This window comes from Erysipelatoclostridium sp. DFI.2.3, from assembly GCF_019132535.1.
Lineage (GTDB): Bacteria > Bacillota_I > Bacilli_A > Erysipelotrichales > Erysipelotrichaceae > Clostridium_AQ > Clostridium_AQ innocuum.
Genome location: NZ_JAHOOJ010000001.1, coordinates 255917 through 278775 on the forward strand (window position 1 = coordinate 255917; position 22859 = coordinate 278775).

25 protein-coding genes and 2 riboswitches are annotated in these 22859 nt (G+C 49.5%); of the genes, 21 read left to right on the forward strand and 4 right to left on the reverse strand.

The window, feature by feature from the left end:
• Nucleotides 1–5: 5 nt before the first annotated feature.
• From KSZ58_RS01340 to KSZ58_RS01385, 10 genes are all read left to right on the forward strand, one after another.
• Nucleotides 6–263, forward strand: a complete 258-nt coding sequence (locus KSZ58_RS01340) for a DUF4315 family protein (RefSeq protein ID WP_003509287.1) — start codon at nucleotides 6–8, stop codon at nucleotides 261–263.
• A complete protein-coding gene (locus tag KSZ58_RS01345; protein ID WP_055200130.1) occupies nucleotides 250–1011 on the forward strand; it encodes a DUF4366 domain-containing protein in 762 nt (253 codons plus the stop codon). The genes KSZ58_RS01340 and KSZ58_RS01345 overlap by 14 nt, the downstream gene beginning before the upstream one ends.
• Entirely contained in the window at nucleotides 1008–3098 is a 2091-nt protein-coding gene (locus KSZ58_RS01350) for a DNA topoisomerase 3 (RefSeq protein WP_217752581.1), read from the forward strand. The genes KSZ58_RS01345 and KSZ58_RS01350 overlap by 4 nt, the downstream gene beginning before the upstream one ends.
• A 141-nt stretch (nucleotides 3099–3239) precedes the next feature.
• Nucleotides 3240–7904: an LPD25 domain-containing protein gene (locus tag KSZ58_RS01355; RefSeq protein WP_217752582.1), complete on the forward strand. Its 4665-nt coding sequence runs from the start codon at nucleotides 3240–3242 to the stop codon at nucleotides 7902–7904.
• Nucleotides 7905–7907: 3 nt separating this feature from the next.
• Nucleotides 7908–8108 (forward strand): transposon-transfer assisting family protein, encoded by a 201-nt coding sequence (locus KSZ58_RS01360; protein ID WP_112115376.1) that lies wholly within the window; start codon nucleotides 7908–7910, stop codon nucleotides 8106–8108.
• A gap of 207 nt (nucleotides 8109–8315) precedes the next feature.
• Nucleotides 8316–8415, forward strand: a riboswitch (TPP riboswitch).
• 60 nt (nucleotides 8416–8475) lie between these two features.
• Nucleotides 8476–8573: riboswitch (TPP riboswitch) on the forward strand.
• Nucleotides 8574–8639: 66 nt separating this feature from the next.
• Nucleotides 8640–9314, forward strand: coding sequence for a TenA family protein (locus tag KSZ58_RS01365; protein ID WP_112115377.1), 675 nt, complete (start codon nucleotides 8640–8642; stop codon nucleotides 9312–9314).
• Nucleotides 9311–10114 carry a bifunctional hydroxymethylpyrimidine kinase/phosphomethylpyrimidine kinase gene (gene thiD, locus KSZ58_RS01370; RefSeq protein ID WP_004611583.1) on the forward strand — a complete coding sequence of 268 codons (804 nt, stop codon included), beginning with the start codon at nucleotides 9311–9313 and terminating at the stop codon, nucleotides 10112–10114. Before KSZ58_RS01365 ends, thiD begins: the two co-directional genes overlap by 4 nt.
• Before the next feature lie 11 nt (nucleotides 10115–10125).
• Nucleotides 10126–10767: a thiamine phosphate synthase gene (thiE, locus tag KSZ58_RS01375; protein WP_118761183.1), complete on the forward strand. Its 642-nt coding sequence runs from the start codon at nucleotides 10126–10128 to the stop codon at nucleotides 10765–10767.
• Nucleotides 10757–11413 carry an HAD family phosphatase gene (locus KSZ58_RS01380; protein ID WP_005361145.1) on the forward strand — a complete coding sequence of 219 codons (657 nt, stop codon included), beginning with the start codon at nucleotides 10757–10759 and terminating at the stop codon, nucleotides 11411–11413. The genes thiE and KSZ58_RS01380 overlap by 11 nt, the downstream gene beginning before the upstream one ends.
• 2 nt (nucleotides 11414–11415) lie before the next feature.
• Nucleotides 11416–11901, forward strand: a complete 486-nt coding sequence (locus KSZ58_RS01385) for an NUDIX domain-containing protein (RefSeq protein WP_233104350.1) — start codon at nucleotides 11416–11418, stop codon at nucleotides 11899–11901.
• Between the two features lie 154 nt (nucleotides 11902–12055).
• Here KSZ58_RS01385 and KSZ58_RS01390 read toward each other — a convergent pair whose 3' ends face one another.
• The 4 genes from KSZ58_RS01390 to KSZ58_RS01405 all read right to left on the reverse strand — a co-directional run bounded on the left by KSZ58_RS01390 (nucleotide 12056) and on the right by KSZ58_RS01405 (nucleotide 14645).
• On the reverse strand, nucleotides 12056–12427 hold the full coding sequence (locus tag KSZ58_RS01390) for a cysteine-rich VLP domain-containing protein (RefSeq protein ID WP_217752583.1): 372 nt from the start codon (nucleotides 12425–12427) through the stop codon (nucleotides 12056–12058).
• Nucleotides 12424–13758 carry a relaxase/mobilization nuclease domain-containing protein gene (locus tag KSZ58_RS01395; RefSeq protein ID WP_217752584.1) on the reverse strand — a complete coding sequence of 445 codons (1335 nt, stop codon included), beginning with the start codon at nucleotides 13756–13758 and terminating at the stop codon, nucleotides 12424–12426. Before KSZ58_RS01395 ends, KSZ58_RS01390 begins: the two co-directional genes overlap by 4 nt.
• Entirely contained in the window at nucleotides 13719–14048 is a 330-nt protein-coding gene (mobC, locus tag KSZ58_RS01400; protein WP_002566656.1) for a plasmid mobilization relaxosome protein MobC, read from the reverse strand. The genes KSZ58_RS01395 and mobC overlap by 40 nt, the downstream gene beginning before the upstream one ends.
• A 228-nt stretch (nucleotides 14049–14276) precedes the next feature.
• Nucleotides 14277–14645 (reverse strand): helix-turn-helix transcriptional regulator, encoded by a 369-nt coding sequence (locus KSZ58_RS01405; RefSeq protein WP_004070797.1) that lies wholly within the window; start codon nucleotides 14643–14645, stop codon nucleotides 14277–14279.
• A 205-nt stretch (nucleotides 14646–14850) separates the two neighbouring features.
• Here KSZ58_RS01405 and KSZ58_RS01410 point away from each other — a divergent pair, with 205 nt between their 5' ends.
• The 11 genes from KSZ58_RS01410 to KSZ58_RS01460 all read left to right on the forward strand — a co-directional run bounded on the left by KSZ58_RS01410 (nucleotide 14851) and on the right by KSZ58_RS01460 (nucleotide 22791).
• On the forward strand, nucleotides 14851–15234 hold the full coding sequence (locus tag KSZ58_RS01410) for a GntR family transcriptional regulator (protein ID WP_002578893.1): 384 nt from the start codon (nucleotides 14851–14853) through the stop codon (nucleotides 15232–15234).
• A complete protein-coding gene (locus tag KSZ58_RS01415; protein ID WP_217752585.1) occupies nucleotides 15227–16087 on the forward strand; it encodes an ABC transporter ATP-binding protein in 861 nt (286 codons plus the stop codon). The genes KSZ58_RS01410 and KSZ58_RS01415 overlap by 8 nt, the downstream gene beginning before the upstream one ends.
• Complete coding sequence (locus KSZ58_RS01420) at nucleotides 16080–16730, forward strand: ABC-2 transporter permease (protein ID WP_217752586.1); 651 nt, start codon at nucleotides 16080–16082, stop codon at nucleotides 16728–16730. The genes KSZ58_RS01415 and KSZ58_RS01420 overlap by 8 nt, the downstream gene beginning before the upstream one ends.
• A 128-nt stretch (nucleotides 16731–16858) precedes the next feature.
• Nucleotides 16859–17047 (forward strand): cysteine-rich KTR domain-containing protein, encoded by a 189-nt coding sequence (locus KSZ58_RS01425; protein ID WP_006861335.1) that lies wholly within the window; start codon nucleotides 16859–16861, stop codon nucleotides 17045–17047.
• Between the two features lie 78 nt (nucleotides 17048–17125).
• The gene (locus KSZ58_RS01430) at nucleotides 17126–17890 is read left to right on the forward strand and encodes an ABC transporter ATP-binding protein (RefSeq protein WP_217752587.1); all 765 of its coding nucleotides are present in this window, start codon (nucleotides 17126–17128) and stop codon (nucleotides 17888–17890) included.
• Entirely contained in the window at nucleotides 17877–20093 is a 2217-nt protein-coding gene (locus KSZ58_RS01435) for an FtsX-like permease family protein (RefSeq protein ID WP_217752588.1), read from the forward strand. Before KSZ58_RS01430 ends, KSZ58_RS01435 begins: the two co-directional genes overlap by 14 nt.
• Before the next feature lie 19 nt (nucleotides 20094–20112).
• Nucleotides 20113–20373: a hypothetical protein gene (locus tag KSZ58_RS01440; RefSeq protein WP_217752589.1), complete on the forward strand. Its 261-nt coding sequence runs from the start codon at nucleotides 20113–20115 to the stop codon at nucleotides 20371–20373.
• 280 nt (nucleotides 20374–20653) lie between these two features.
• Nucleotides 20654–20911, forward strand: coding sequence for a hypothetical protein (locus KSZ58_RS01445; protein ID WP_008689645.1), 258 nt, complete (start codon nucleotides 20654–20656; stop codon nucleotides 20909–20911).
• A 561-nt stretch (nucleotides 20912–21472) separates the two neighbouring features.
• Nucleotides 21473–21904 carry a sigma-70 family RNA polymerase sigma factor gene (locus KSZ58_RS01450; protein ID WP_004611626.1) on the forward strand — a complete coding sequence of 144 codons (432 nt, stop codon included), beginning with the start codon at nucleotides 21473–21475 and terminating at the stop codon, nucleotides 21902–21904.
• 6 nt (nucleotides 21905–21910) lie between these two features.
• Nucleotides 21911–22153 carry a helix-turn-helix domain-containing protein gene (locus KSZ58_RS01455; RefSeq protein ID WP_004611627.1) on the forward strand — a complete coding sequence of 81 codons (243 nt, stop codon included), beginning with the start codon at nucleotides 21911–21913 and terminating at the stop codon, nucleotides 22151–22153.
• A 434-nt stretch (nucleotides 22154–22587) separates the two neighbouring features.
• Complete coding sequence (locus KSZ58_RS01460; RefSeq protein WP_009296579.1) at nucleotides 22588–22791, forward strand: excisionase; 204 nt, start codon at nucleotides 22588–22590, stop codon at nucleotides 22789–22791.
• Nucleotides 22792–22859 lie beyond the last annotated feature (68 nt).

Consider the following 22859-nt stretch of genomic DNA (forward strand, 5'->3'; position numbering starts at 1 on the left):
TCACTATGGCAATGAACAAATTGGAGCGCATTGAAAAGGATATTGAGAAAACCAAGGGCAAGATCGCGGAGCTGCAAAAGCAGCTTCGGGAGCTGGAAGCGGCCAAGACCGAACAGGAAAACTTGCAGATCGTCCAGCTTGTGCGCGGCCTCAACATGACCCCGCAGGAGTTCGCCGCCTTTGTGCGCGGCGGCGCGTTGCAGGCGGCCCCGGCCCCGATCCCGGACTTTGAACAGGAGGACAGCGCCCATGAAGAAATCTAAACTGTTCCGCACCTTGACGCTGGCTGTGGCCGCTGCGCTCTGCATGGCGACCACGACCGTTACCGCCTACGCCGGGGGCGCTGACCCTGACCCTGTGCCGCTGCCGGAAACCACCGAGGCCCCCGCAGAAGTGCCGGAGGAAACCGAAGAACCTACCACCGGCGGCATGGAGCCGGTGGGCGTACCCGTCACCCCGCAGGGCAACGCTACGCTGGTGGATGATTTTTTCGGGGATAAGCAGCTTATCACCGTCACCACCAAGGCCGGGAATTATTTTTATATCCTGATCGACCGGGCCAACGAGGACAAGGAAACGGCGGTGCATTTCCTCAACCAAGTGGACGACGCCGACCTGCAAGCCTTGTTGGAGGACGGGAAAAAAGAGCCGGAGGTCTGCAACTGTACGGCCAAGTGTCAAGCCGGGGCCGTCAATACGGCCTGCCCGGTCTGTAAAAACAACCTGACCGCCTGCAACGGGCCGGAGCCTAAACCCCAGCCGGAGGAAGAAAAGCCGCAGGAGGAAAAGCCAAGCGGCATGGGCGGCCTTGTGGTGTTCTTTGTGGTGGTGCTGCTGGGCGGCGGCGCAGCCCTCTACTTCCTGAAATTCAAAAAGGAAAAAGCCGACACCACAGGAAATGACGATCTGGCCGAGTATGACTTTGGCGAGGACGAGGACGACGAGGACGAAGCCCCGGAGCCGGACGAGGATATGACAAGTGAAGATGGAAATAAGGAGGACGAAGTATGAGCTATCAGTTAGTAATTGCAGAGAAACCAAGCGTAGCCCGCAGCATTGCGGGCGTGATCGGCGCGGACAAGAAACAGGACGGCTACATGGAGGGGAACGGCTATCTGGTGAGCTGGTGTATCGGCCACCTTGTTTCCCTTGCCGACGCTGGGACTTATGACGAGCGTTTCAAAAAATGGCGCTATGACGACCTGCCGATTCTGCCGCAGGAATGGCAGTACATCATTCCCGACGATAAGAAAAAGCAGTTTGACACCCTGCGTTCTTTGATGGAGCGCCCCGATGTTACCGGCCTTGTGTGTGCCACCGACGCCGGGCGCGAGGGGGAATTGATTTTCCGTTTCGTCTACCGGATGGCGGGCTGCAAGAAACCGTTTCAGCGCCTTTGGATTTCCAGCATGGAGGACGCGGCCATCAAAGACGGCTTTGCCCACCTGAAACCGGGAACCGATTATGATAACCTGTATCAGTCGGCCCTTTGCCGGGCGCAGGCGGATTGGCTGGTGGGGATCAACGCGACCCGGCTGTTCTCCATCCTCTACCATAAGACCCTGACCGTGGGCCGTGTCCAGACACCGACCCTCAAAATGCTGGTTGACCGGGAGGCCAAGATCAGCAGCTTTCAGAAAGAGAAATACCACATTGTTCAGATCGCGGCGGGCGGCATGGAGGCGGCCAGTGAACGCATGGGAAACGCAGACGACGCCAAGACCCTGAAAGCCGCCTGTGAAACGGCGCAGGCCGTTTGTGTGTCGGTAACACGGGAGAAAAAGACGGAGCAGCCGCCCCGCCTCTATGACCTCACCACCTTGCAGCGGGAGGCAAACCGGCTGTTTGGATTTACCGCCAAGCAGACCCTTGACTATGCCCAGCAGCTTTACGAAAAGAAGCTGCTGACCTATCCCCGCACCGACAGCCAGTATTTGACCGATGATATGCTGCCAACGGCGGAAAGCCTTGTGTCCGGCCTGTGGCCTCTGCTTCCCTTTGCGGCGGGGCTTGACCTGTCCTCGCAGTTTGGCCGGGTGTTGAACAGCAAAAAGGTAAGCGACCACCACGCCATTGTCCCGACGATGGAATTTGTGCAGAAAGGCTTTGACGGGCTGACCGAGGGGGAAAAGAAACTGCTGTCCCTTGTGTGCTGCAAGCTGCTGTGCGCCGTGGCCTCGCCCCATGTGTACGAAGCCGTCACCTACACATTCACCTGTGCCGGGAACACCTTTACCGCCAAGGGAAAAACCATCCTGACCTCCGGCTGGAAAGAACTTGACCGCCGCTTTAAGGCGTCGTTCAAAACAGACGCCGACGACACCGCCCCGGAGCCTGCGCGGGAACTTCCCCAAATTACCGAGGGACAGACCTTTGACAAGGTAACTGCCGCCGTCACCGAGCATTTCACAGCGCCGCCAAAATCCTACACGGAAGATACCCTGCTTTCTGCTATGGAGCGCGCCGGTGCGGATGATCTGCCGGAGGACGCCGAGCGGCAGGGATTGGGAACCCCGGCCACCCGCGCCTCCATTTTAGAAAAGCTGGTGCAAATGGGCTTTGTGGAGCGCAGGGGCAAACAGCTACTTCCCACCAAGGACGGCCATAACCTTGCCTGCGTGCTGCCGGAAGTGCTGACCTCTCCCCAGCTTACGGCACAGTGGGAAACGGAGCTGACGGCCATTGCCAAGGGACAGGCCGACCCGGAGGGCTTCATGGCTGGCATTGTAGAAATGACAAGGGGCCTGATCGCAAACTACTCCCAGATCAGCGAGGACGCACAGAAGTTGTTTCAAACCGAGCGTGTGGTTATCGGCAAATGTCCGCGCTGCGGGGAAAGCGTCTACGAGGGCAAAAAGAACTACTACTGCGGAAACCGAAGCTGCCAGTTTGTCATGTGGAAGAATGACCGATTTTTTGAGGAACGGGGCAAGGCGTTCACCCCGAAAATCGCCGCCGCGCTCCTTAAAGACGGAAAGGCAAAGGTAAAGGGCCTGCGCTCCATGAAAACCGGCAAGACCTATGACGGGACGGTGCTTTTGGCGGATACCGGCGGCAAGTATGTGAACTACCGCGTGGAACAGAGGGGCAAAAACTAAAAACAGCAAGCATAGGGAGTGTAGCCACACTCCCGGCAAAATCCCTGACCCGGCGCACCTGCCGGGCCGGGGATTTTCTCTTTGGGGAAGCCCCAAACCCCTTGTATCAGATCACCACCATAGAAAGGATGTGAAACCGAAATGTCTTACAGCTCCTACGACCATGACGATTTAGAACCGGCCAGCACCATGCGGATCGAGCGCCGGATTTACTTTGAAAGCGGCAAGGCCGATCTTTCCGAAGCGGTAAAGCTACCCCTTGCGGAGCTTCTTTCCCTGCGGGCGGAAAGCGCCGCCGCAGAACAGGAAGTGTTTGACCGCCTGAAAGAACAGGCCGCCGCATGGGAGGAACAGGCCGGAAGAACCCTGTTTCTGGACAAAGCCCTTGAATATGCCCGGACGCTTCCCGTCACCCACACTGCAAACCAGTGGGAGGCCCCGGACGAATACCGCCATATCCGCAGCAACATGGTTTACCAGATGGATTACTCCATTTCCGAGAATACCCGGTATGACAGCGCCGCCCAAAAATCCGTCCCCTACTCGTGGACACTCCGCTGGAGCCTCCGCACTAACGCGCCGGGCAGCTACCGGCAGGCCAAGATCGCCGGACAGGATCGGAAAGTCTTTGCCAGCCGGGAAGAACTGGACAAGTACCTGAATGGCCGGATCAAAGCCCACGAACATTACTTTACCGAAATTTCCCCGGCCATCCCCAAGGAATACGCTGACTATTTCAAGGTCAACGGCTGCCTGCTCCCCGGCTACACCATCGAGGGGGAGGAACCGGCAAAAGCCGCAGAGCTTCCCGCACAGGAAGAAACCGCGCAGCCGCAGCAGACCGCAGCCACCCCAGAAAGGAGGGAACCCGTGAACGAAGTATTTTCTATTTTTCTTGATAACCGCGCCGAAGCGCAGAATGGCGGGGCGCATGGGTACTGGCTTTCCCTGCCGACTTCCGCCGAACAGGTGCAGGAAGCCCTAAAGGAAATCCACATCACCGCCGACAACCAGCAGGACTTGTTCATTGGCGGCTTTTCTGCCCCGGAGGGAAAACCGCTGGAACTGCCGGAGGATTTAATCAAGGCCGCCAGTGTGGACGAACTGAACTTCCTTGCCGCCCAGCTTCAAAGGCTGGACGCCGTGGAGCTGGCGGAGCTGAACGCCGCCATGCAGTCCCCGGCGAAAATGCAGACCATCGGGCAGCTTTTGGACTACGCCGAAAACACCGATTGTTTTGTCTTAATCAACGCTAAAGACAACCGCAGTCTGGGGGAATATTATCTGAATGATTCCGGGCTGTTTGTCGTTCCCGACCCGTGGAAACCGGCCATTGACACCGACCGGCTGGGAAGTTTTATCGCCAACGAGGAACAGGGAACCTTTACCGATTACGGCTATATCCTGCGAACCAGCGACGAATGGCAGCGCGTCCATGAGGGCCAGCCAGTGCCGGAACAATACCGGGTGATGGCCTATCCTGCGCCGGAAATTCTGCGAGAGGAAAGCAAGGTGCAGCCGGAGGCGGCAGCTCCCGCAAAGGCCCCGCAGCCTGTCACCCCCATTCTCTTAAACGGCCAGAACAGCGCCGAGCGCATGAAAGAGATCACCGACCGGCTGGAAACCGGCATACAGGAGCTTTTCGAGAGTGAACGCTACAAAGCCTATCTCACCACCATGTCCAAGTTCCACAGTTACAGCTTCAACAACACCCTCCTGATCGCCATGCAGGGCGGACAGCTTGTGGCGGGCTACAACAAGTGGCGGGACGATTTTCACCGCAATGTAAAGAAAGGCGAAAAGGCCATCAAGATACTGGCCCCGGCCCCATTCAAGGCGAAAAAGGAAGTGCAAAAGCTGGACGCACAGGGCAGGCCGGTGATGGGAAAAGACGGAAAGCCTGTTACCGAAGTACAGGAAATACAGGTTCCGGCCTTTAAGATTGTTTCTGTCTTTGATGTGAGCCAGACCGAAGGGGAACCGCTGCCCTCTATCGGCGTGGAAGAACTGACCGGCAGCGTGGAACGCTACGGGGAATTTTTCAAGGCGCTGGAACAGACCTCCCCGGTTCCCATTGGTTTTGAGGACATTCCGGGCGGTTCCCACGGCTACTACCACCTGACGGAAAAGCGGATCGCCATTCAGGAGGGCATGAGCGAATTACAGACCCTAAAGACGGCCATCCATGAGATCGCCCATTCCAAGCTCCACGCCATCGACCCGGAAGCCCCGGCCATAGAGCAGGCCGATCGCCCCGACAGCCGCACCCGCGAGGTGCAGGCCGAAAGCGTGGCCTATGCCGTCTGCCAGCACTACGGGCTGGACACCTCCGACTATTCCTTTGGCTATGTGGCCGGTTGGAGTTCAGGTAAGGACTTGAAAGAGCTGAAAGCCTCCCTTGAAACCATCCGGGCCACCGCCCATGAACTGATTACCACCATTGACGGCCACCTTGCCCAGCTTCAGAAAGAACGGCAGGCCCAGCAGGAGCAGCCGCAGGCCGCGCCGTTAGAACAGGCCGCCGAGCAGCCAGACCCGGACAGCGTATTTTCCAAGCTGCCCCCGGAGCAACAGCAGGAAATGACCGCCAGCGTAAAAGCCATGCTGCAAACCCTGATTGAAGCGGATTTGAAATCCACCGGCGAAGTGTCGCAGGGAACCAAGGAGGCGGCGCAGGCGCAGGGCTTTACCATTGCCGGGGATGGAACGCTGGAACAGGCCAAAGCCCCGCAGGAGGCCGCCTACCGTCTGGAAAGCGGCGAATATCTGTATATCCAGACATCAGAAACCGGCTACGATTACACGCTGTACGGTCCCGACTACAAAGAACTGGACGGAGGCCAGCTTGACAATCCCGACCTGTCCCTTGCGGAAGCCGGAAAAGAAATCCTTGCCATCCATGAGCGACCGGCTGGGACAATAGAACCCCTGACCGGCGACGGGCTGGATGATTTTCTGGAAGCAACCGAACAGGCCAACGCCATTCCCCAGCCGCAGGCGTGGAATGGGATCGACGGCCTTTTGAATGGAAAGCCGTTCATGCCGGAGGCGTCCCCGGCTGACCGGGCTGCCGCTCTGATTGAACTGGCAGAGAAAAACGCCCCGCGTTTGGGCAGCGAGGAACGGCAGTTGATCGTGGCCTATGCCGAGGCCGTGGGCGATAACGACAAGGTAATCGGGCTTATCAACCGCCTGTGTGAACAGGGCTATGAGCTGCAAAAGGGCCAGATGGATTCCTTTGTGAAAAGCGAGATCGAAAGTGAGATTGCCGTTGCAAACGCCAAGCGGCAGATCGCCCAGAATCCGGCAGCGGAGCCAGTTGTCACGATCCTTTGGAGTGAAAGCCCCCATCTGAAAGACGGCCAGCAAATGCCGCTGCATGAAGCCGAGGCCGTTTTTAAGGAGCTGGACAGCGCCAGACGCCATGAACGGGAGCAGCCGGGCTATACGGGCCATTGGTACGACAAGACCAAGTTCCGCATTGATTTTACCATGCAGGGCCAGCCGGACAGCTACGAGGGACGGCAGGACTTTGGCGACGGGGACGGTTCCCTGATCCAGCATATCCGGGGCTATCACGAATACTACGCACAGGATGAAAGCTGGAAAAACCATGTGCTGCACCATGAGGGGCCGGAGGCATGGGAGGCGGACAAGGCCCAGCGGGATATGCTGCTGCATGAGTTCGTCCCATATATGGAGCTGCATTGCAATCTGGCCACTATGGAGCAGGAGGCCCGGCGTCCCCTGCGATCCGGGGAAACCCTGACGCCGGAACAGACCGCTTATTTCAACGCGGTTTTGGACTATGTAAAAGAGTGCCGCCCGCTTCTCAATCAGGGCCAGTACCACTTGCCGGAGCCGCCGCAGCTTGCCGACTTCGACCAGAGCTTGCAGGACTACAAAAAACAGATCGAGGCAGAGCTGGAACAGGAGGCCGCCACTGCCGGGCTGACGGTGGAGGAATATGTTGCCTCTGACTATGAGGCCCCGGCGCAGCCCAACTTTTCCATCTACCAAGTGCCGCCCGGCCCGGAGGGGCGCGACTTCCGCTATCGTTCCTATGAGGAATTGCAGGCGGATGGGCTTTCGGTGGACAGGAAGAATTACCAGCTTATCTACTCCGCGCCGCTGGACAAGGACATCACACTGGACGAGATTTACCGCCGCTTCAACATGGAACATCCCGCCGATTACAAGGGACATTCCCTCTCGATGGGGGATATTGTGGTGTTCCGGCAGGATGGAAAACAGACCGCCTACTATGTGGACGAGGGGGCCGACTACCGGCAGGTGCCGGAGTTTTTCGCCCAGCCGGAAAAGCAGCTCACGCCGGACGAGTGCATGACCGGCGAACAAATCCAGACGCCGAGAGGCCGTTTCTATCTGACCGACAGGAGCCGGGAACAGATGGAGGCCGCCGGGTATGGATTCCACCACCAGTCGGAGGACGGCAGGTATCTTATTATGGCAAACGGCACAAGAGCCTTTGCCATCCCCGCCCAGCCAGAAAGCCATATCAAGACGGCGGAAATGTCCACCGAGCAGAACTACAACATGATCGACGGCATGATGAACAACGCCCCGTCTATGGAGGAACTGGAAGCAAGGGCAAAAGCCGGGGAACAGATTTCCCTTTTGGATGTGACCGAGGCAACCAAGGCGGAGGCCAAAAAGCCCAAGCAGACCCAAAAGACAACGCAGAAACAAAAGAAGCCGTCCATCCGGGCGCAGCTTGCCGCCGCCAAGGAGGAGCAGAAAAAGAAGCCCCCGGCGCGGGAAAAATCAAAAGAAATGGAGGTATGAGGAATGTATTTCACCGTGGAAGAAGAAAACCTGATCTGTCTGTACCACAACGCCGACCGCCGCAGGACGGCGGCAAATCTCCGGGCAGCTTTGCCGGACATGGACAAGGAAATGGCAGCGCTGGCCTGCCAGACCGCCGATAAGTTGGACACCATGAGTGACGCCGACTTTGCGGCGCAGCGGTTCCACTTCACAGACGAATAAGCAAAACGCCGGGCGCGGAGGTGTCAAAGCCTCTGCGTCCGGCGCTTCTTTTTTGTCCATTTTTCCGCATTTAGAACCCCGTTTTGAGGGGAACAGGATAACTTTATCCACCTGCCTGCCGACCATGCGGAAAAACCCTTGATTTCCGTGGACTTTTATCGCCCTAAATGCGTAGACTTGACTTTTGGGGACTTCTTAACTATAATAATACTCAAGCAGGGGGACTACCTTGTAGTTGAGAAGGTTAAAACCTGACCCTTTGAACCTGTTGGCTAATACCAACGCAGGGAGCTGAAGAATACAGATTCGTATTTTTTGGACATTCTCTGTTTTGGGAATGTCCTTTTTTAATTGAATAAGATATGATATGTGTTTGCGAGGGAACTGAACAAGTTGAAAAAGGTAAGACCTGACCTCTGGACCTGTCGGCTAATACCGGCGTAGGGAAGCAATTTCTTACGCTCGTATTGCGTCTGAAAGAGCTTCTAATTGTTTTAGAGGCTCTATTTTTTTATCTTAGGAGGATCAAACATGGCATTTATGAAAGACATCTTAACCCACAACATCCCCATTTGGGAAGAATGTGCAGCTACCCCATTTGTGCAGGAAGTGCAAACTGGAAAGCTACCTCTTGAAAAATTCAAGAGATATATGATTCAGGATAGTATCTATCTGAAAAACTATGCCCGCATATACGGAAAGGCAATTTTTCATGCTGCTACATTAAGAGAAATTCAGCTTTACTACTCCATGCTGAACTTTGTAAATGATACGGAATCGGAAGTGCGGCTGGATTATCTAAAGCAATTTTGCATAACAGATGATGATATTGAACTGATCGCCCCTTTGCCTGAAAATCAAAATTACATTGATTTCATGTTTGAGATTGCGTCACATGGAAAGAATGAAGAAATTTTAATGGCGGTTCTTCCCTGTATGCTAAGTTACAGCTATATATTCCGCAAATTGGCGGCTGTTCCTACAAGCAGACAGTCAAGATATTGGGACTTTATCAAAGATTATGCGGATGAACAATATGCAGAAAGCTGCAAAGAATGGTCTGCTTTTGCAGAGCATAAATGTGCCGGGTTATCAGTAGCAAATAAAAAGTATCTGGCTGATATTTTTGAAAAAGCAAGTTTGTTAGAGCTTGCTTTTTGGAAGATGGCCTATCGGAACGAGAGAATGGAGGAAAATGCAAAATGAAAAAAGTATTGTCCATTGCCGGATCAGATTGCAGCGGAGGTGCAGGTATTCAGGCTGATTTGAAAACTTTTTCTGCTCACGGTGTATTTGGAATGAGTGTTATTGTTTCTGTTGTTGCAGAGAACACCAGCCGTGTTATCGACATCCAAGATATTACCCCGGATATGATTGAAAAACAGATTGACGCCGTATTTGAAGATATTGAAGTGGACGCAGTAAAAATCGGTATGCTTTCTACACCAGAATGTATGAAAGCGGTGGCAAAGAAACTATTACAATATAAGCCCCAAAATGTCGTAATCGACCCGGTTATGTATGCCAAAAATGGCTGCCCATTGATGAATCCTACGGCGGTTTCCACCTTGATAGACACAGTAATTCCACTGGCCGATGTACTTACTCCGAATATTCCAGAGGCAGAGAAAATAGCGGATATGCAGATTTCCACAGTTTCAGATATGGAGGCTGCCGCAAGAAAAATATATGCCATGGGTTGTAAGGCGATTGTTGTCAAGGGTGGACATCATATAGGAAATGCTGTTGATGTCCTATTTGATGGAGAAAATTTCTACCATTTTGAAACATCCCGCATTGATACGAAAAATACTCATGGGACAGGCTGTACCTTTTCTTCTGCAATCGCTTCCCAGCTTGCAAAGGGAAAAAGTGTTCCGCTTGCAGTCGAATCTGCAAAGGCTTATGTCACAATGGCAATCGAACACTCTCTTGCGATTGGAAAAGGCTGTGGCCCGACGCACCATTTCTACGAATTGTATCAGCATGGTTTATCTAAAGAATAGGCAGGTGCAAAATGAACTTTGATTATACACTTTATCTTGTTACTGATCGTCAACTAATGAGCTGCGATAGCCTGACAGAAGCGGTAGAACAGGCAATTTTAGGAGGCTGCACAATGATACAACTCCGAGAAAAAGAATTGTCCTCATTAGAATTTTACAATCAGGCTGTTGCCGTGAAACAGGTTACGGATAAATACCATATTCCCCTTATCATAAACGACCGGATAGATATTGCAATGGCTGTGCAGGCTACGGGGGTACATATTGGACAGCATGATTTACCTGCGGCTGCCGTCCGCAAAGTAATTGGGGAAAATATGCTGTTGGGAGTATCTGCATCTTCCATTGCAGAAGCAATACAGGCACAACAGGATGGTGCAGATTATTTGGGAGTTGGCGCAATGTTCCCTACTGGAACTAAAACCGACGCTGATTCTGTATCAATGGAAGAATTACAGAAAATCCGCGCAGCCGTTTCTTTGCCGATAGTTGTTATTGGCGGTATCAATAAGGGAAATGCAGGGCGTTTCAAGCCCATGGGAATTGACGGGCTGGCTGTTGTATCTGCCATCATAGCGCAGTCTGATATAAAAGCTGCTGCTGCGGAACTGAAAGATTTATTTTGCGGAAAGGAAAAGAAACATGGATTTTAATGCGGCAATCTTTGATTTAGATGGAACAATTCTGGATTCAATGGATGTATGGGAGCATATAGATATTCAGTTTTTGAAAAAGAGAAATCTTCCCGTCCCGGAAAATTATGTAACTGAAATATGTGCAAGGAGTTTTGAGGAAGCCGCACAATATACCATTGATCTTTTTGGATTGCAGGAAACGGTAGAGGGAATTATTGAGGAATGGAATAATATGGCGGTCGAGGAATACAGTAACCATGTCGGTCTGCTGCCCCATGCCCTTGATTATCTTCTGCGCTTAAAAGAACATGGAATAAAACTTGCAGTTGCTACGGGGTTGCCGGAAAAGCTCTATATTCCATGCTTAAAGAACAATTCTATTTTAGAATTATTTGACGCTCTATGTTCAACAGATGAGGTTCAGCGGGGAAAAGAATATTCGGATGTCTTTGAATTGGCCGCAAGAAAATTAGGGGTTGCACCTGAACACTGTATTGTGTTTGATGATGTGCTTCCAGCAATTAAAAGCGCAAAGGCAGCCCGTATGTTAGCAGGTGGGATTTATGATAAGTATTCCGCAGATCAGCGTACAGAAATAGAAAGGATTGCGGATATTTACTTACTTGATTTTCGGCAAGCACCGATCCCACACAAAGAGGTATGAAAATGGAAAAATGGGATTTATATAATGCAAAACGGGAAAAGTCTGGAATAACAATGTGCCGTGGAGAAATCATACCCAAAGGGCTGTATCATTTATCTGTGAGTGTATGGATCGTCAACCAGCAGGGGCAGTATCTTTTATCACAGCGGCATCCGAAAAAGCAATACCCTCTTTATTGGGAATGTACGGGTGGTTCTGTATTTTCCGGGGAAACCAGCTTGCAAGGAGCAATCCGAGAGGTAAAAGAAGAATTAGGAATACTGCTTACTCCCGGAAGTGAAAAATTGATTTATCAGACCAGACGGGAAAATGTGCAGGATTTTTACGATGTTTGGCTGTTTCATAGGGATATAAAGATTGAAGAAATGCGTTTACAGGAAACAGAAGTTGTAGATGTTCAATGGGTAAGTTCAGATAAGTTATTTGAGATGTTTCGCCTGAAACAACTGCATCCCCTGATTACCTATGTAGATCAGTTAATAGGCTGAAAAAACGCCGGGCGCTGAGGTGTCAAAGCCTCTGCGTCCGGCGCTTCTTTTTTGTCCATTTTCCCGCATTTAGAACCCCGTTTTGAGGGGAACAGGATAACTTTATCCACCTGCCTGCCGACCATGCGGAAAAACCCTTGATTTCCGTGGACTTTTACCGCCCTAAATGCGTAGACAGGAGGTATCTTTTCCGCTGGCGTTGGGCCTCTTTCTTCCGGCGTACCTGTACCGCGCAATCCGGGCAGTATTTGGCCCGGTTGGAGTTTGGCGTAAACGCCGCCCCGCAGACGGCGCAGCGTTTGATCTCGTCCCGGCCTTTGGTGATCTCGGCGCACAGGGCCGCGTCCAGCGGCAGGACGGCCACCTTGAACCACCGGCACAGCAGCGAATAGGAAATACTCTGCACACAGACACATTCCTCCCCATCGTCCAGCAGGAGGCAGTTTCCGTTACAGTAGTTGCAGCACTCATGGGTGAGCCTGCGGGCCTTGCGGTATTGGGGGTAACTCATTCTCGGTATGTTCATCGTTCCTGCGTATGCTCCTTTCCCGGCACTGTCCGCAAAATGCTGTCTACATTCTGTTTGACAATGCCGTATTCTTTCAATTTCTGTTTCGCTTCGCTGTACTGTGCGGATAGCCGTTCCCGTTCTGTGTCCAGCTTTTTATACTCGGTTTTGAGGGCGTACAGATTGGGGAGCTTTGTGATCCCGGCCTCTTTGAGCGCCTTTGCCGCCGCCTCATACAAGATCAGTTGGCTTTCATGCTGCCGCCGGAACGCGGTCTTGTCTTTGGCATTTCGCAGTTCCAGCGCCACAGGCCGGAGCTGCTTGTAGGCGGAGAGGTTTTTTATCAGCAGCGCCATATCCCCAAGGCGGCGTTCTGCGTCTTTCAGGGCGGAGGCCGCCGCGTCGTTTGCCGCGCTGATCTCGGCCAGCCTGCTTTCCAAACCCTCGTAGCTGTCGATCTGGTGTTCTGTGATGAAGTTTAAGGAATTGGCGGCCTGCTTCAAGTTGTGCAGCTTTGCCCACCGCGCATAGCCCGCCGACTGCTGGGTCTTGATACTGTCCTCCAAGGCAATCCGCAGGGAGATTTCCCCGGCGCTTCTTCTGCGCGGCCCCCGGTCAATGGCAATGCCCTTGATTCGCTGGGTGATCCGTTCCTCGGTGTAATCCTCCCCCAAGGTCTTGCAGCGGGTGAAGCGTTCCTGTCCGGGGGCGCGGAATGAAATAAACTTGCCCCGTTTGACTTCATAGCCCTGCGCCTCTATGAGCCGCAGAAAACCGTCAAAGTCTTTGGCCTGCGGGATGGCCGCGTCAATGGCGATTTTCAGTTTTGCTTTCCAGCTCTTACCCTTTTTCTGTGCGTCCCACTCGGCGTAGGTCTTGCCTTTGTCCTTGCCGGGCTTTACCACAGACAGACCGTGTTCCTTGCACAGCCGGTCACTGGTGCGCCGGATAAAGGCGTAGCTTTGGCGGTTGGAAATGTACTTGCGCTGGTTTGCCATATCCACGGCGCAGAAAATGATGTGGTTATGCAGGTGGCCCTTGTCTATGTGGGTGGTAATCACATAGGGATATTTACCTTGCAGCACTTCATCGGCAAGCTGCCGCCCGATCTCATGGGCCTGCTCCGCTGTGGTTTCCCCCGGTTCAAAGGCTTGTATCAGGTGGTGGGCCAGATTGTTGCCCTTTTGGTACGCCTGATCTAACAGCATTTGAAATTCAATATCCGCCGTTTCATAGGAACAGCCATAGGAAGAAACGAACAGCTTTTCATCGGTCTTGTCCGGGTTCTCGATATAGTCCAGCGCTTTTTTCAGCGTTGACTTGATAGGATGGATCTTTGTAACTGCCATATCTGTGCCAGCGCCCCCTTGATGTCCTCCAAGTCCTGCGCGTACACAGTCCCGGTACTGTTGATACGCCTTGCAATCTGGTTGATGTTGACGCCGATCTTTTGCAGCTCTGCGGTCTGCGCCCGGACGGGGCCGGTGTCGATATGGACGATATAGCCGTCAATCAGCATTTTCCGGGCGTAGGCGGAAAAGTTCTTTGTGCCAAGCTGGGCCATCTTCTGCTGGATCAGCGCCCGTTCCTCCGGCGTCACCGGGACGCGCAGCACAAACTTCCGTTTTCGGTTTGCCACTTTCTCACCTCCATTCATTCAGGGGTTTGGGGACTTCCCCAAGATACAAACGGGAAGCCGTTTGCCGGGAGTGTGGCTACACTCCCTATGCTTGCTGTCTTTGTTCTTCTTCCCCTAAAAAGCGTTCTGCCCCCAAGGAAATACCCGCAAAATCCCGGTTTTTCCGAAAACCGCACAAAAAAAGAGAGGGCGCAGCTTGCGTCCTCCCAAAAACAAAACAGAGGGTTGTCATGCACCCTCCGTTTCGTCATTCTTCTGTTGAATTTGAATGGCCCCGTCAATCGCGCCCTCAATGATCGGCAGAAATTCTTCCGGGCAGAGTTTCAGCTTGTGGCTGACCCGCTGCCGCTGTGCGCTTTCCTCCCGCATGATCTCCGGGTTAAAATACCGTTCCACGGGAAGCCCGCAGATTTTGATAAGCTGTATGATAACCGGCAGGCTGGGAATCGTGCCGTCATTTTCGATGTTGGCAAGATAGCGCCAGTCGATATTGACCTGTTCTGCCAGCGTCTTACGCGATAACTGCTTGACTTTCCGCGCCTCTTTTACATCTGCGCCGAAAGTTTCAAAGCCGGGACAATCTTTGATATTTGCCATATAGCACCACCCATCTACATTGTATATTTCATATTTTCTCAATGGAATGTTGCTATATGCAGTAAGATTAAACTTTATAATTCATATATTGAAACATAGACAGAGGAAATCATTGTCCCCCCTTGAAATATTGACAAGATACGCCTCTCGTGTTATACTGTTATACACAACAGCATAACAGTTAAAACACATGGAGGATGCAGCAATGAAACTGATTATTTCAAATGTATCTGGCGTCCCCATATACGAGCAGATTAAGCAGCAGATCAAGGCGGCTATTTTATCTGGCGAGCTTCAAGCCGAAGAAACTTTGCCCTCCCTTAGAACACTTGCCAAAGACTTAAAGATCAGCGTCTTAACAGTGACAAAGGCATACACAGAATTAGAGCAAGAGGGCTTTGTTAAAAATGTGCAGGGGCGCGGATGTTTCGTAATGGGGTCTGGTTCAGAACTGATTAAGGAGCAGCTTATTTGCAAAGTAGAAAACAATCTCACCGAAGCAATAAAAGCTGCAAGAATGGCAAATCTATCCACAGAGGAATTACATCGCCTTTTGGACATTTTAACGGAGGTAAAAACAGATGACTAATTATTTAGAGGTAACGAATCTTTCAAAATCTTTTGATTCTTTTCAGCTTCACAATATCAGCTTTACTTTGCCAAAGGGATATATTATGGGCTTGATCGGCCCGAATGGTTCTGGCAAAACAACGACAATCAAACTGATTTTGAATATGCTCAAGCGCACCGGCGGCACGGTCAAGGTGATGGGGCTGGATAATATCACAGAAGAACAAAAAGTAAAATCAGAGCTGGGCGTTGTTTTCGATACAAATTATTTCAGTGATGATTGGAAAGTGTCGCAGGTTGAAAAATCCATTTCGGTATTTTATCCAAATTGGGACAGCCAGAAATTTGCGGATATGTTACGGAAATTTCACATTACACCAACCAAAAAGGTAAAAGAACTTTCCAAAGGTATGCAGATGAAGTTAATGCTTGCCTGTGCGTTTTCATACGACGCCAAACTGCTGATCCTCGACGAGCCGACCAGTGGACTTGATCCGGTTTCCAGAGATGAACTTTTGAAAATTCTTTCAGAGTATATTGAAGATGGCGAGCATAGTGTTCTGTTCTCCACCCATATCACAGGCGATTTGGAGCGTGCAGCCGATTATATTACCTACATCAGTTATGGCGAATTGTACTTTACTGGCAGCAAAGATGATTTTGTAGATATGTTCCGCATTGTAAAAGGTGGAATTGAGGAACTGTCCGATGATCTGAAAAATAAGGCGGCTGGTATTCGTACATTCCCTACGGGATTTGAGGCTCTGATGAAAACCGAAGATATTAGCGGTTTCCCTAACCTGACCGTTGAGCCTGCCACCATTGATGAAATTGTAGTGTTTACAAGCAAGAAAGGTGACGATTATGAGTAATATTTTGAAATCCACAAAATTAGATATTGCATTGGTAAAACCATATTTTAAGACGATTTGCTTTACCCTGCTTCTGCCGATTGTGTTTGCCGCAATCAATCGTTCTTTGCTGACAGGGGTATCATTTGCTATGTGCTTTATTGCCATGACGACGGGATATACCTTTTCCATTACAGAAAAAAACAGCATGGATCGTCTGTTTGGTATTTTACCTGTTCGTAAAAGCGAGCTTGTGATCGGACGCTATGTTTTTGTCCTTGCAATGGGACTTCTTTCCTTGATTATTTCTTTGATTGCACAGCCGCTTGTCTTGAAAGTGCTGGGTGAAACAGTTGGCGTATTTGATATTGTAACTGCCGCTATTGCAGGAGTATTCTTATTTGCACTCTATACCGTGTTCCAGATTCCGGGATATTACAAGTACGGCTCAATCAAAGGACGAGTATTTATGTATATTCCAGTGGCCGGTTTTTTGGTGACTTTACTTCTTCTCTCTAAAATGCCAGCTATCGGGAACTCAATTATTTCAGTCGTTGAATCTTCTCCGATACTTCTTGTTTTGCTTGCGGTTTTTGCTATTGTCGTGATGTATGCGGTTTCGATCTTCTTGTCCATTCGGATTATGAAGAACAAAGAAATGTGAGGTGATTGTATGGATTTCACAATTTTGGCAGTTGTGCTTTTGCTTGGTGTTGGCGTTCCTATCCGTAATAAACTCATACGGAAATATCGGGATAAGAAAAAGAATGATCGCAATTCGGAGTGAACAATATGGAGAAAACAGAGTTCATCCGCTGCCCAGTCTGCGGGAATAAAACACGCGACAAAATTCGGGAAGATACCGTACTTAAAAATTTTCCTCTCTTTTGTCCAAAATGCAAAAGTGAATGTCTAATCGACATTGAACAATTCCATATAACCGTTATTAAAGCGCCAGACGCACAGCCGCAGAGCCGATAACATAAAAGGAGAACACTCTTTTTATGATTGGCTCTGCTTTTTTATTAGCAACAGGAAGCCTTGAAAGGAGTTTTGAGTATGAGCATTTTACAAATCGTAGATTTGAAAAAAGATTATGGAGAAGAAACAAATATCACCCATGCTCTGAATGGGATTCAATTTGAAGTGGACAAAGGAGAATTTGTCGGTATAATGGGAGCTTCCGGCTCTGGAAAGACTACTCTTTTGAATTGTATTTCCACCATCGACACAGCGACAGATGGACATATTTATTTAGACGGCAAGGACATTCTGGAAATCAGGGAAAGGGATATTGCGCGGTTCCGGCGTGAATCACTGGGATTTATCTTTCAGGATTTTAACCTGCTGGACACTCTGACAATCTCGGAAAACATTGCCTTGGCACTGACTATCAACAAGGTTCCCGCAGGCGAGATTGATGGGCGGGTGCGGGAAATGGCCGGAAAGCTGAATATCACGGATATTCTGGATAAATACCCCTATCAGGTGTCCGGCGGCCAGAAGCAGCGGTGCGCCTGTGCCAGAGCCATTATTAACCAGCCTAAGCTGATTTTGGCGGATGAACCCACCGGCGCGTTAGATAGTCACTCGTCACAAGCCTTGCTCTCCACAATCCAGAGTATTAACGAAAGCCTTGACGCCACGATCCTGATGGTGACACACGACGCTTTCTCGGCAAGCTATGCCAAGCGTATTCTCTTTTTAAGGGATGGAGCAATCTTCATGGAAATTCTTAAAGGCAGCGATTCTCGTAAGGCTTTCTTTGAAAAAATCTTGGATGTCCTTACCATGATGGGAGGTGGAGCGAATGATGTACGCTAAATTGGCTTTACGGAATGTGAAACGGTCTGCAAAGGACTATTTGATCTATGTTATTACCTTGATTTTATCGGTAGGGCTTTTTTATGGCTTCATGTCTATTGCAAGCCCTTATTATAATGAATCATTGCCTGTTAAAATCAATCTGGAAATATTAAATAAAGCCATGCGAATAGCGGTTCCCATAGTCGCCTTATTGGTGATTTTTCTAATTTCCTATGTCAATACTTATATGCTCCGAAGAAAGCAGAAAGAGTTTGCTGTCCAGACAATTATTGGGATGGAACAAAGAACAGTTGCATTTATTTTTTTCATGGAAACCATGATTATGGGGGCAATATCCATCATTTTGGGAATACTGCTCGGAATCGGATTATCTCAAATTGTTGGCTATATTGTTGTGCAGTCTTTTGAGGTTGAGTGGCAGCTATATTTGTCTTTGTTTCCAGATACGATACTTTTTACTCTATTGTTTTTTGGTGCGATTTTTATTGTAATGGGGATTAGAAACATTCGCACAGTACGGCAATTAAAAATAATTGATATGCTCCATAATAGCCAGCGAGGAAATGAAAAATTCACTTTATACCATCAACTTTCCAGATGGATTGTGATAGCAGTCATAGCTTCAATCGCTGTCTTTGGAATGATGTTTGCACTCATAATGAAAGTGTCAATTCAACCGCATATTCTTTGGCAACTCATTGCATTGGTAATAGTAGCTACGCTTTCGATAGTGGCTGCGATCTGGTTTTTCATAGAATGTAGGCATGGAAAATCTGGCAGCATACCATTACTATTTTTAACAATTCCATGCTTTATTCAAGGAATTATACTTTTGATATTAAATCAGGTTTTTGAAAGCCTTGTCCGACAAAGATTAGCTATTGAAGCCTATTATACAATGCCACCCGTTTTAGCGATTGTACTTCTTGCGTTTTCAATCCTCGCCCTATTTTCAAATATGTCGTGGATATTGACAAAGACCATAAAAAAGCCATCTGACTTTTACTATCAGAACTTGTTTGTCCTTGGACAGATTAAAAGCAAAATGGCAAGCTCCGCAAAGACAATGGGGGTAATTAGCTGTATTTTGATTCTCTCTATTGTGCTGATGGCTTGGCTCCCGGTCAACGCTATTCGTGCCAGTGAGTATCAGAAAATCACCTCTCCTTTTGATGTTCAGGTTCTTACAACTTATTCAGCTTCATCCTTGAAGGAATTGCCAAAAACCACTTTAGACTATGACTATATTACAAAGTATCTGAACGAAAACGGCTATCCACTTTCTAAAGCTGCTACTGGACAACTGTATCTTTTACAAGCTGGTGATATAGATAAAACTGTTAAAAATGCGCCTCTGCTTGCAATCCCTGTTGACAGTTATAATCAAATGCGTGCTTTGTCTGATCTACCTGAAATTACACTTGATTCAGATGAATATGGAATTGCATGGAGTTTTGATACCTTGCCAGAAACAATTACACAGTTTAATCAAGAAGTGTCCTCTATTCATGCTGGAAATTCAACATTACACAAAAAAGCTGGTGCGGATTATCAAGACCCGACAGGAATGGTGTTATTTACAAGTCGTATGCAGGCTGTGTATATCGTACCTGATGAAATATGCAATAATCTTTTGATGGCAACCTCCCTTTATGCGGGCAACACAGAAAAACCGCTGGCATATGATTTCGCTGAAAGATTCGATCAGGAAATGTGGAAGTATCAATTTGGACTTGGAGCTTTTTCAGAAAATCAGCTTTATGTACGATTAGGAACTCTGCAAGATAATGAGGGAATCTCTAATGCTTTGTTATTGCGGCTGGTAGGGACATACGCTGCGTTGGTGCTTATTATAATCTGCTTCACAATTTTGTCCGTACAGCAACTTACAGATACGATTGAACAGAAAAAGCAATTTCAGACTATATCGAAACTGGGAGTAGAACAGACAGATTGTGGGAGATATATTCGTCAACAAATGATCTTTAAGTTTGGTTTGCCAGTAATGGTATCTTTGATTTTTAGCATTGGGACAATTCTCTTTTTAACGCTTACTGGATATGAGGAATATACTGTCTATATTTCTCTTAATGAAATGTTAACAATTTTTGCTGTTGTTTACGCAGCTTTTATCGGAATCTTAATCTGTTATTTTGTATCGACTTATTACTTGTTCAAAAAACATATGGCACTATCTTAAAAAAGTAGGAGGCGACGCAATGGAACTGACCCCGACATTGATTTTGAATCTGGCGCTGCTGATCGTCCCGCCCGTTGTCCTTGTGCTGGTGTTCTGGCAATGGCTGGCCCGGCACATCCGCTGGACGGTTGCCTTGACTGCCCTCTGTGATGTTCTTCTGTTTTGGGATGAACTGTTCTACTATGAGAGTTTCGGCCTGTTCGCTGTGCTGGTTCTGGTACAGTTGGCTGCCACCGGCGCAGCAGCGTTCCGCTTTTACTACAAACAAGGAAAAGGTTGAATAGAAAATAGGTATCATCCACTTAGAAAATATGGAGGTAAAGATATGATGTATAGGACAGAATTGTTAAACTAAATTACTGTTGAAAATGCGACAGTGAAAATCAATGCCAAAATAGAGGAAATGGAAAAGGAAAGCTATCGCCTTGTCACAATGTCATTTTGGGGAACCGAAAGGGCTGTATTGGTTTTCAAAAAGGGATTAAAGGGCAGTTTGCTTTAATATGTAGCTATCTAAATGGAAAATTACTCATTCTAAATTAACATCGGAGGTATAACTTATGGAAAAAGAAACAATGGGAACTGTAATTTCAGTTACAAAACAATGGTGGTTAAAAGTGAATCGTAAACCTGTCCGCGCTCATGCTATGGATGGCGCAGCCTTTCCGCATACTATCAAGGTCAAATATACGATAGACGGAAAAGATTACATCTGCCGAAAATGGATTGGCGCAGGAAACAAAGTCCCTGACAAGGGAACAACGATTAAAGTTACCTATTGTGAAGATAAGCCATCGAAAGCAAGAATTGAACTCTAATTCAAATTGATTGACTAACATGGTATGTTTTGGCCTTTGCGGCATGAAACATACCTACATATTCAAACATCTGCCTCCACAGCGGGGAAAAGAAAAAAACCGCTGACGGGCAGAGGATTTCGTGCGCTTTCCTGTATCACTGACTGATACGGCGGTTTTGAGTAGATCAAGGCCGCCGTTTCTTTTTGCTTCGACGACCCCTGCACCGTGTTCTGGCATGGCGGCTTTAGGAGGGAGCCGCCATGCAACGAAAACTACTTCGACAAAATCCGACAGGGATTAGCCTGTCAAAAAAAGCCGTCCCCCGGCAGCGGGGACAAGCGGCTGCGAGTATGTACTATACCATGTAGGAAAAGAACATATTGCTTTTTGTTTCGCCCTGTGGGTCTTTGACCTGCCGGGCGAATTTTGTTGTTTCCTGCGGTCTGTTTCCCGGCGCAAAAAGAAATTTCAAAAAAGTGAAAAAAGGAGGCGTTTAGCGGGCAGCCAGAGAGATTCCATTCGCTCTATTGGCGGAAAGGGAGAGAACCACCACATCCCCCACAGAAAGGGGGTGAGAAGATGGAAGCGATCCCCCGCAAATACGGTGAATGGGGCCAGTTTGACCGCTACTGCAAGCTGGTTCTGTACCATGAGGCGATAGATTATCTGCGGGAAATGAAGTGCCGCCGCGACCGTGAAGTGTCGCTGGACGCTCTTTCCCCGGCTGATTGGGACAAGCTCTCGACCGTAGATCGGTATTCCTGCGACAGCTTTACATTCAGTTCGCATGGCTATGACCTACATATCGACAACGAGCTTGTGGCCGAAGCGTTTGCCAGCCTGCCAAAAGACGAGCAGAGTATTTTGATTCTCCGCTTTGTTCTGGATTTGACTGACGAAGAAATCGGCCGCCTGATGGGAATGTCCCGCAGCGCAGTACAGCGCCACAGGACAAGCACCCTAAAAGACCTGCGTATAAAATTGATGGCGTTCATGCCGGAGGGAGGTTAAACGCGGATGAAGCAATCCAGTTACAAGGGCAAAAGCCCTCTGCCTGATTTTGTGATCGACGCGGCCTGCGCCGGTAACGCCGAAGCCGTGGAGCGCGTCTTGCAGCATTACGACGGCTATATCAATAAGCTGTGTACCCGGACGCTCTATGACGGCAGCGGCCAGCCTCATATCTGCATTGACGAGTATATGAAGCGCCGATTGCAAATCAAGCTGATCCATTCCATCGTTAGTCCCATTGGCGACTGACGGTTAAGGCCCCGGCCATAGACAGGCGGCTTTCCCTTTCCCCGCCTGCCTGTTTTCCCGGCGGCCCCTTTGCTCCTTGACAAATACGCCCGCAGGACAATGGCGGCGCGTCATAGGGCAGACGGATACATTCTGTCTGTGCCGAGCCGGGCGGCAGGTGCGCCAAGAGGCTTTCCCTCATTGGGATAAGCGGAGCGATTTTACCGGGCCGTAAAGCAGGTGTGGCAGCCTGCGGGCGACGACGCGCAGACAGGACAATGATACGCCCTTGCCGTCGTAGTCCGAGCGTTTGAAGCGTCGCAGGCAACGAGCAGGGCCGCGTGAGAACCACGCGGGGGTGAGATTCCCGTGGAGCTGTGCCAGCAGCCGTCCGTTATTTTCTGCCCACTTTCACAAAAAACAACCTTTGTTTTGAAAAGAAAGGGGGCCATGTTATGAGTAATAACGATGTGCCTATTTGGGAAAAGTACACGCTTACCATTGAGGAAGCGTCCAAATATTTTCGGATCGGGGAAAACAAACTGCGTCGGCTTGCCGAGGAAAACCCCACCGCTGGCTGGGTGATCTTGAACGGTAACCGCATCCAGATCAAACGGAAGCAGTTTGAAAAAATCATTGATTCCCTTGACACAATATAGTGAAAAAGGGCCTTGCGCGTGTTATAATAGGTTATAAGCGTGTCAAGGCTCTTTCCGTCATGGAAAGG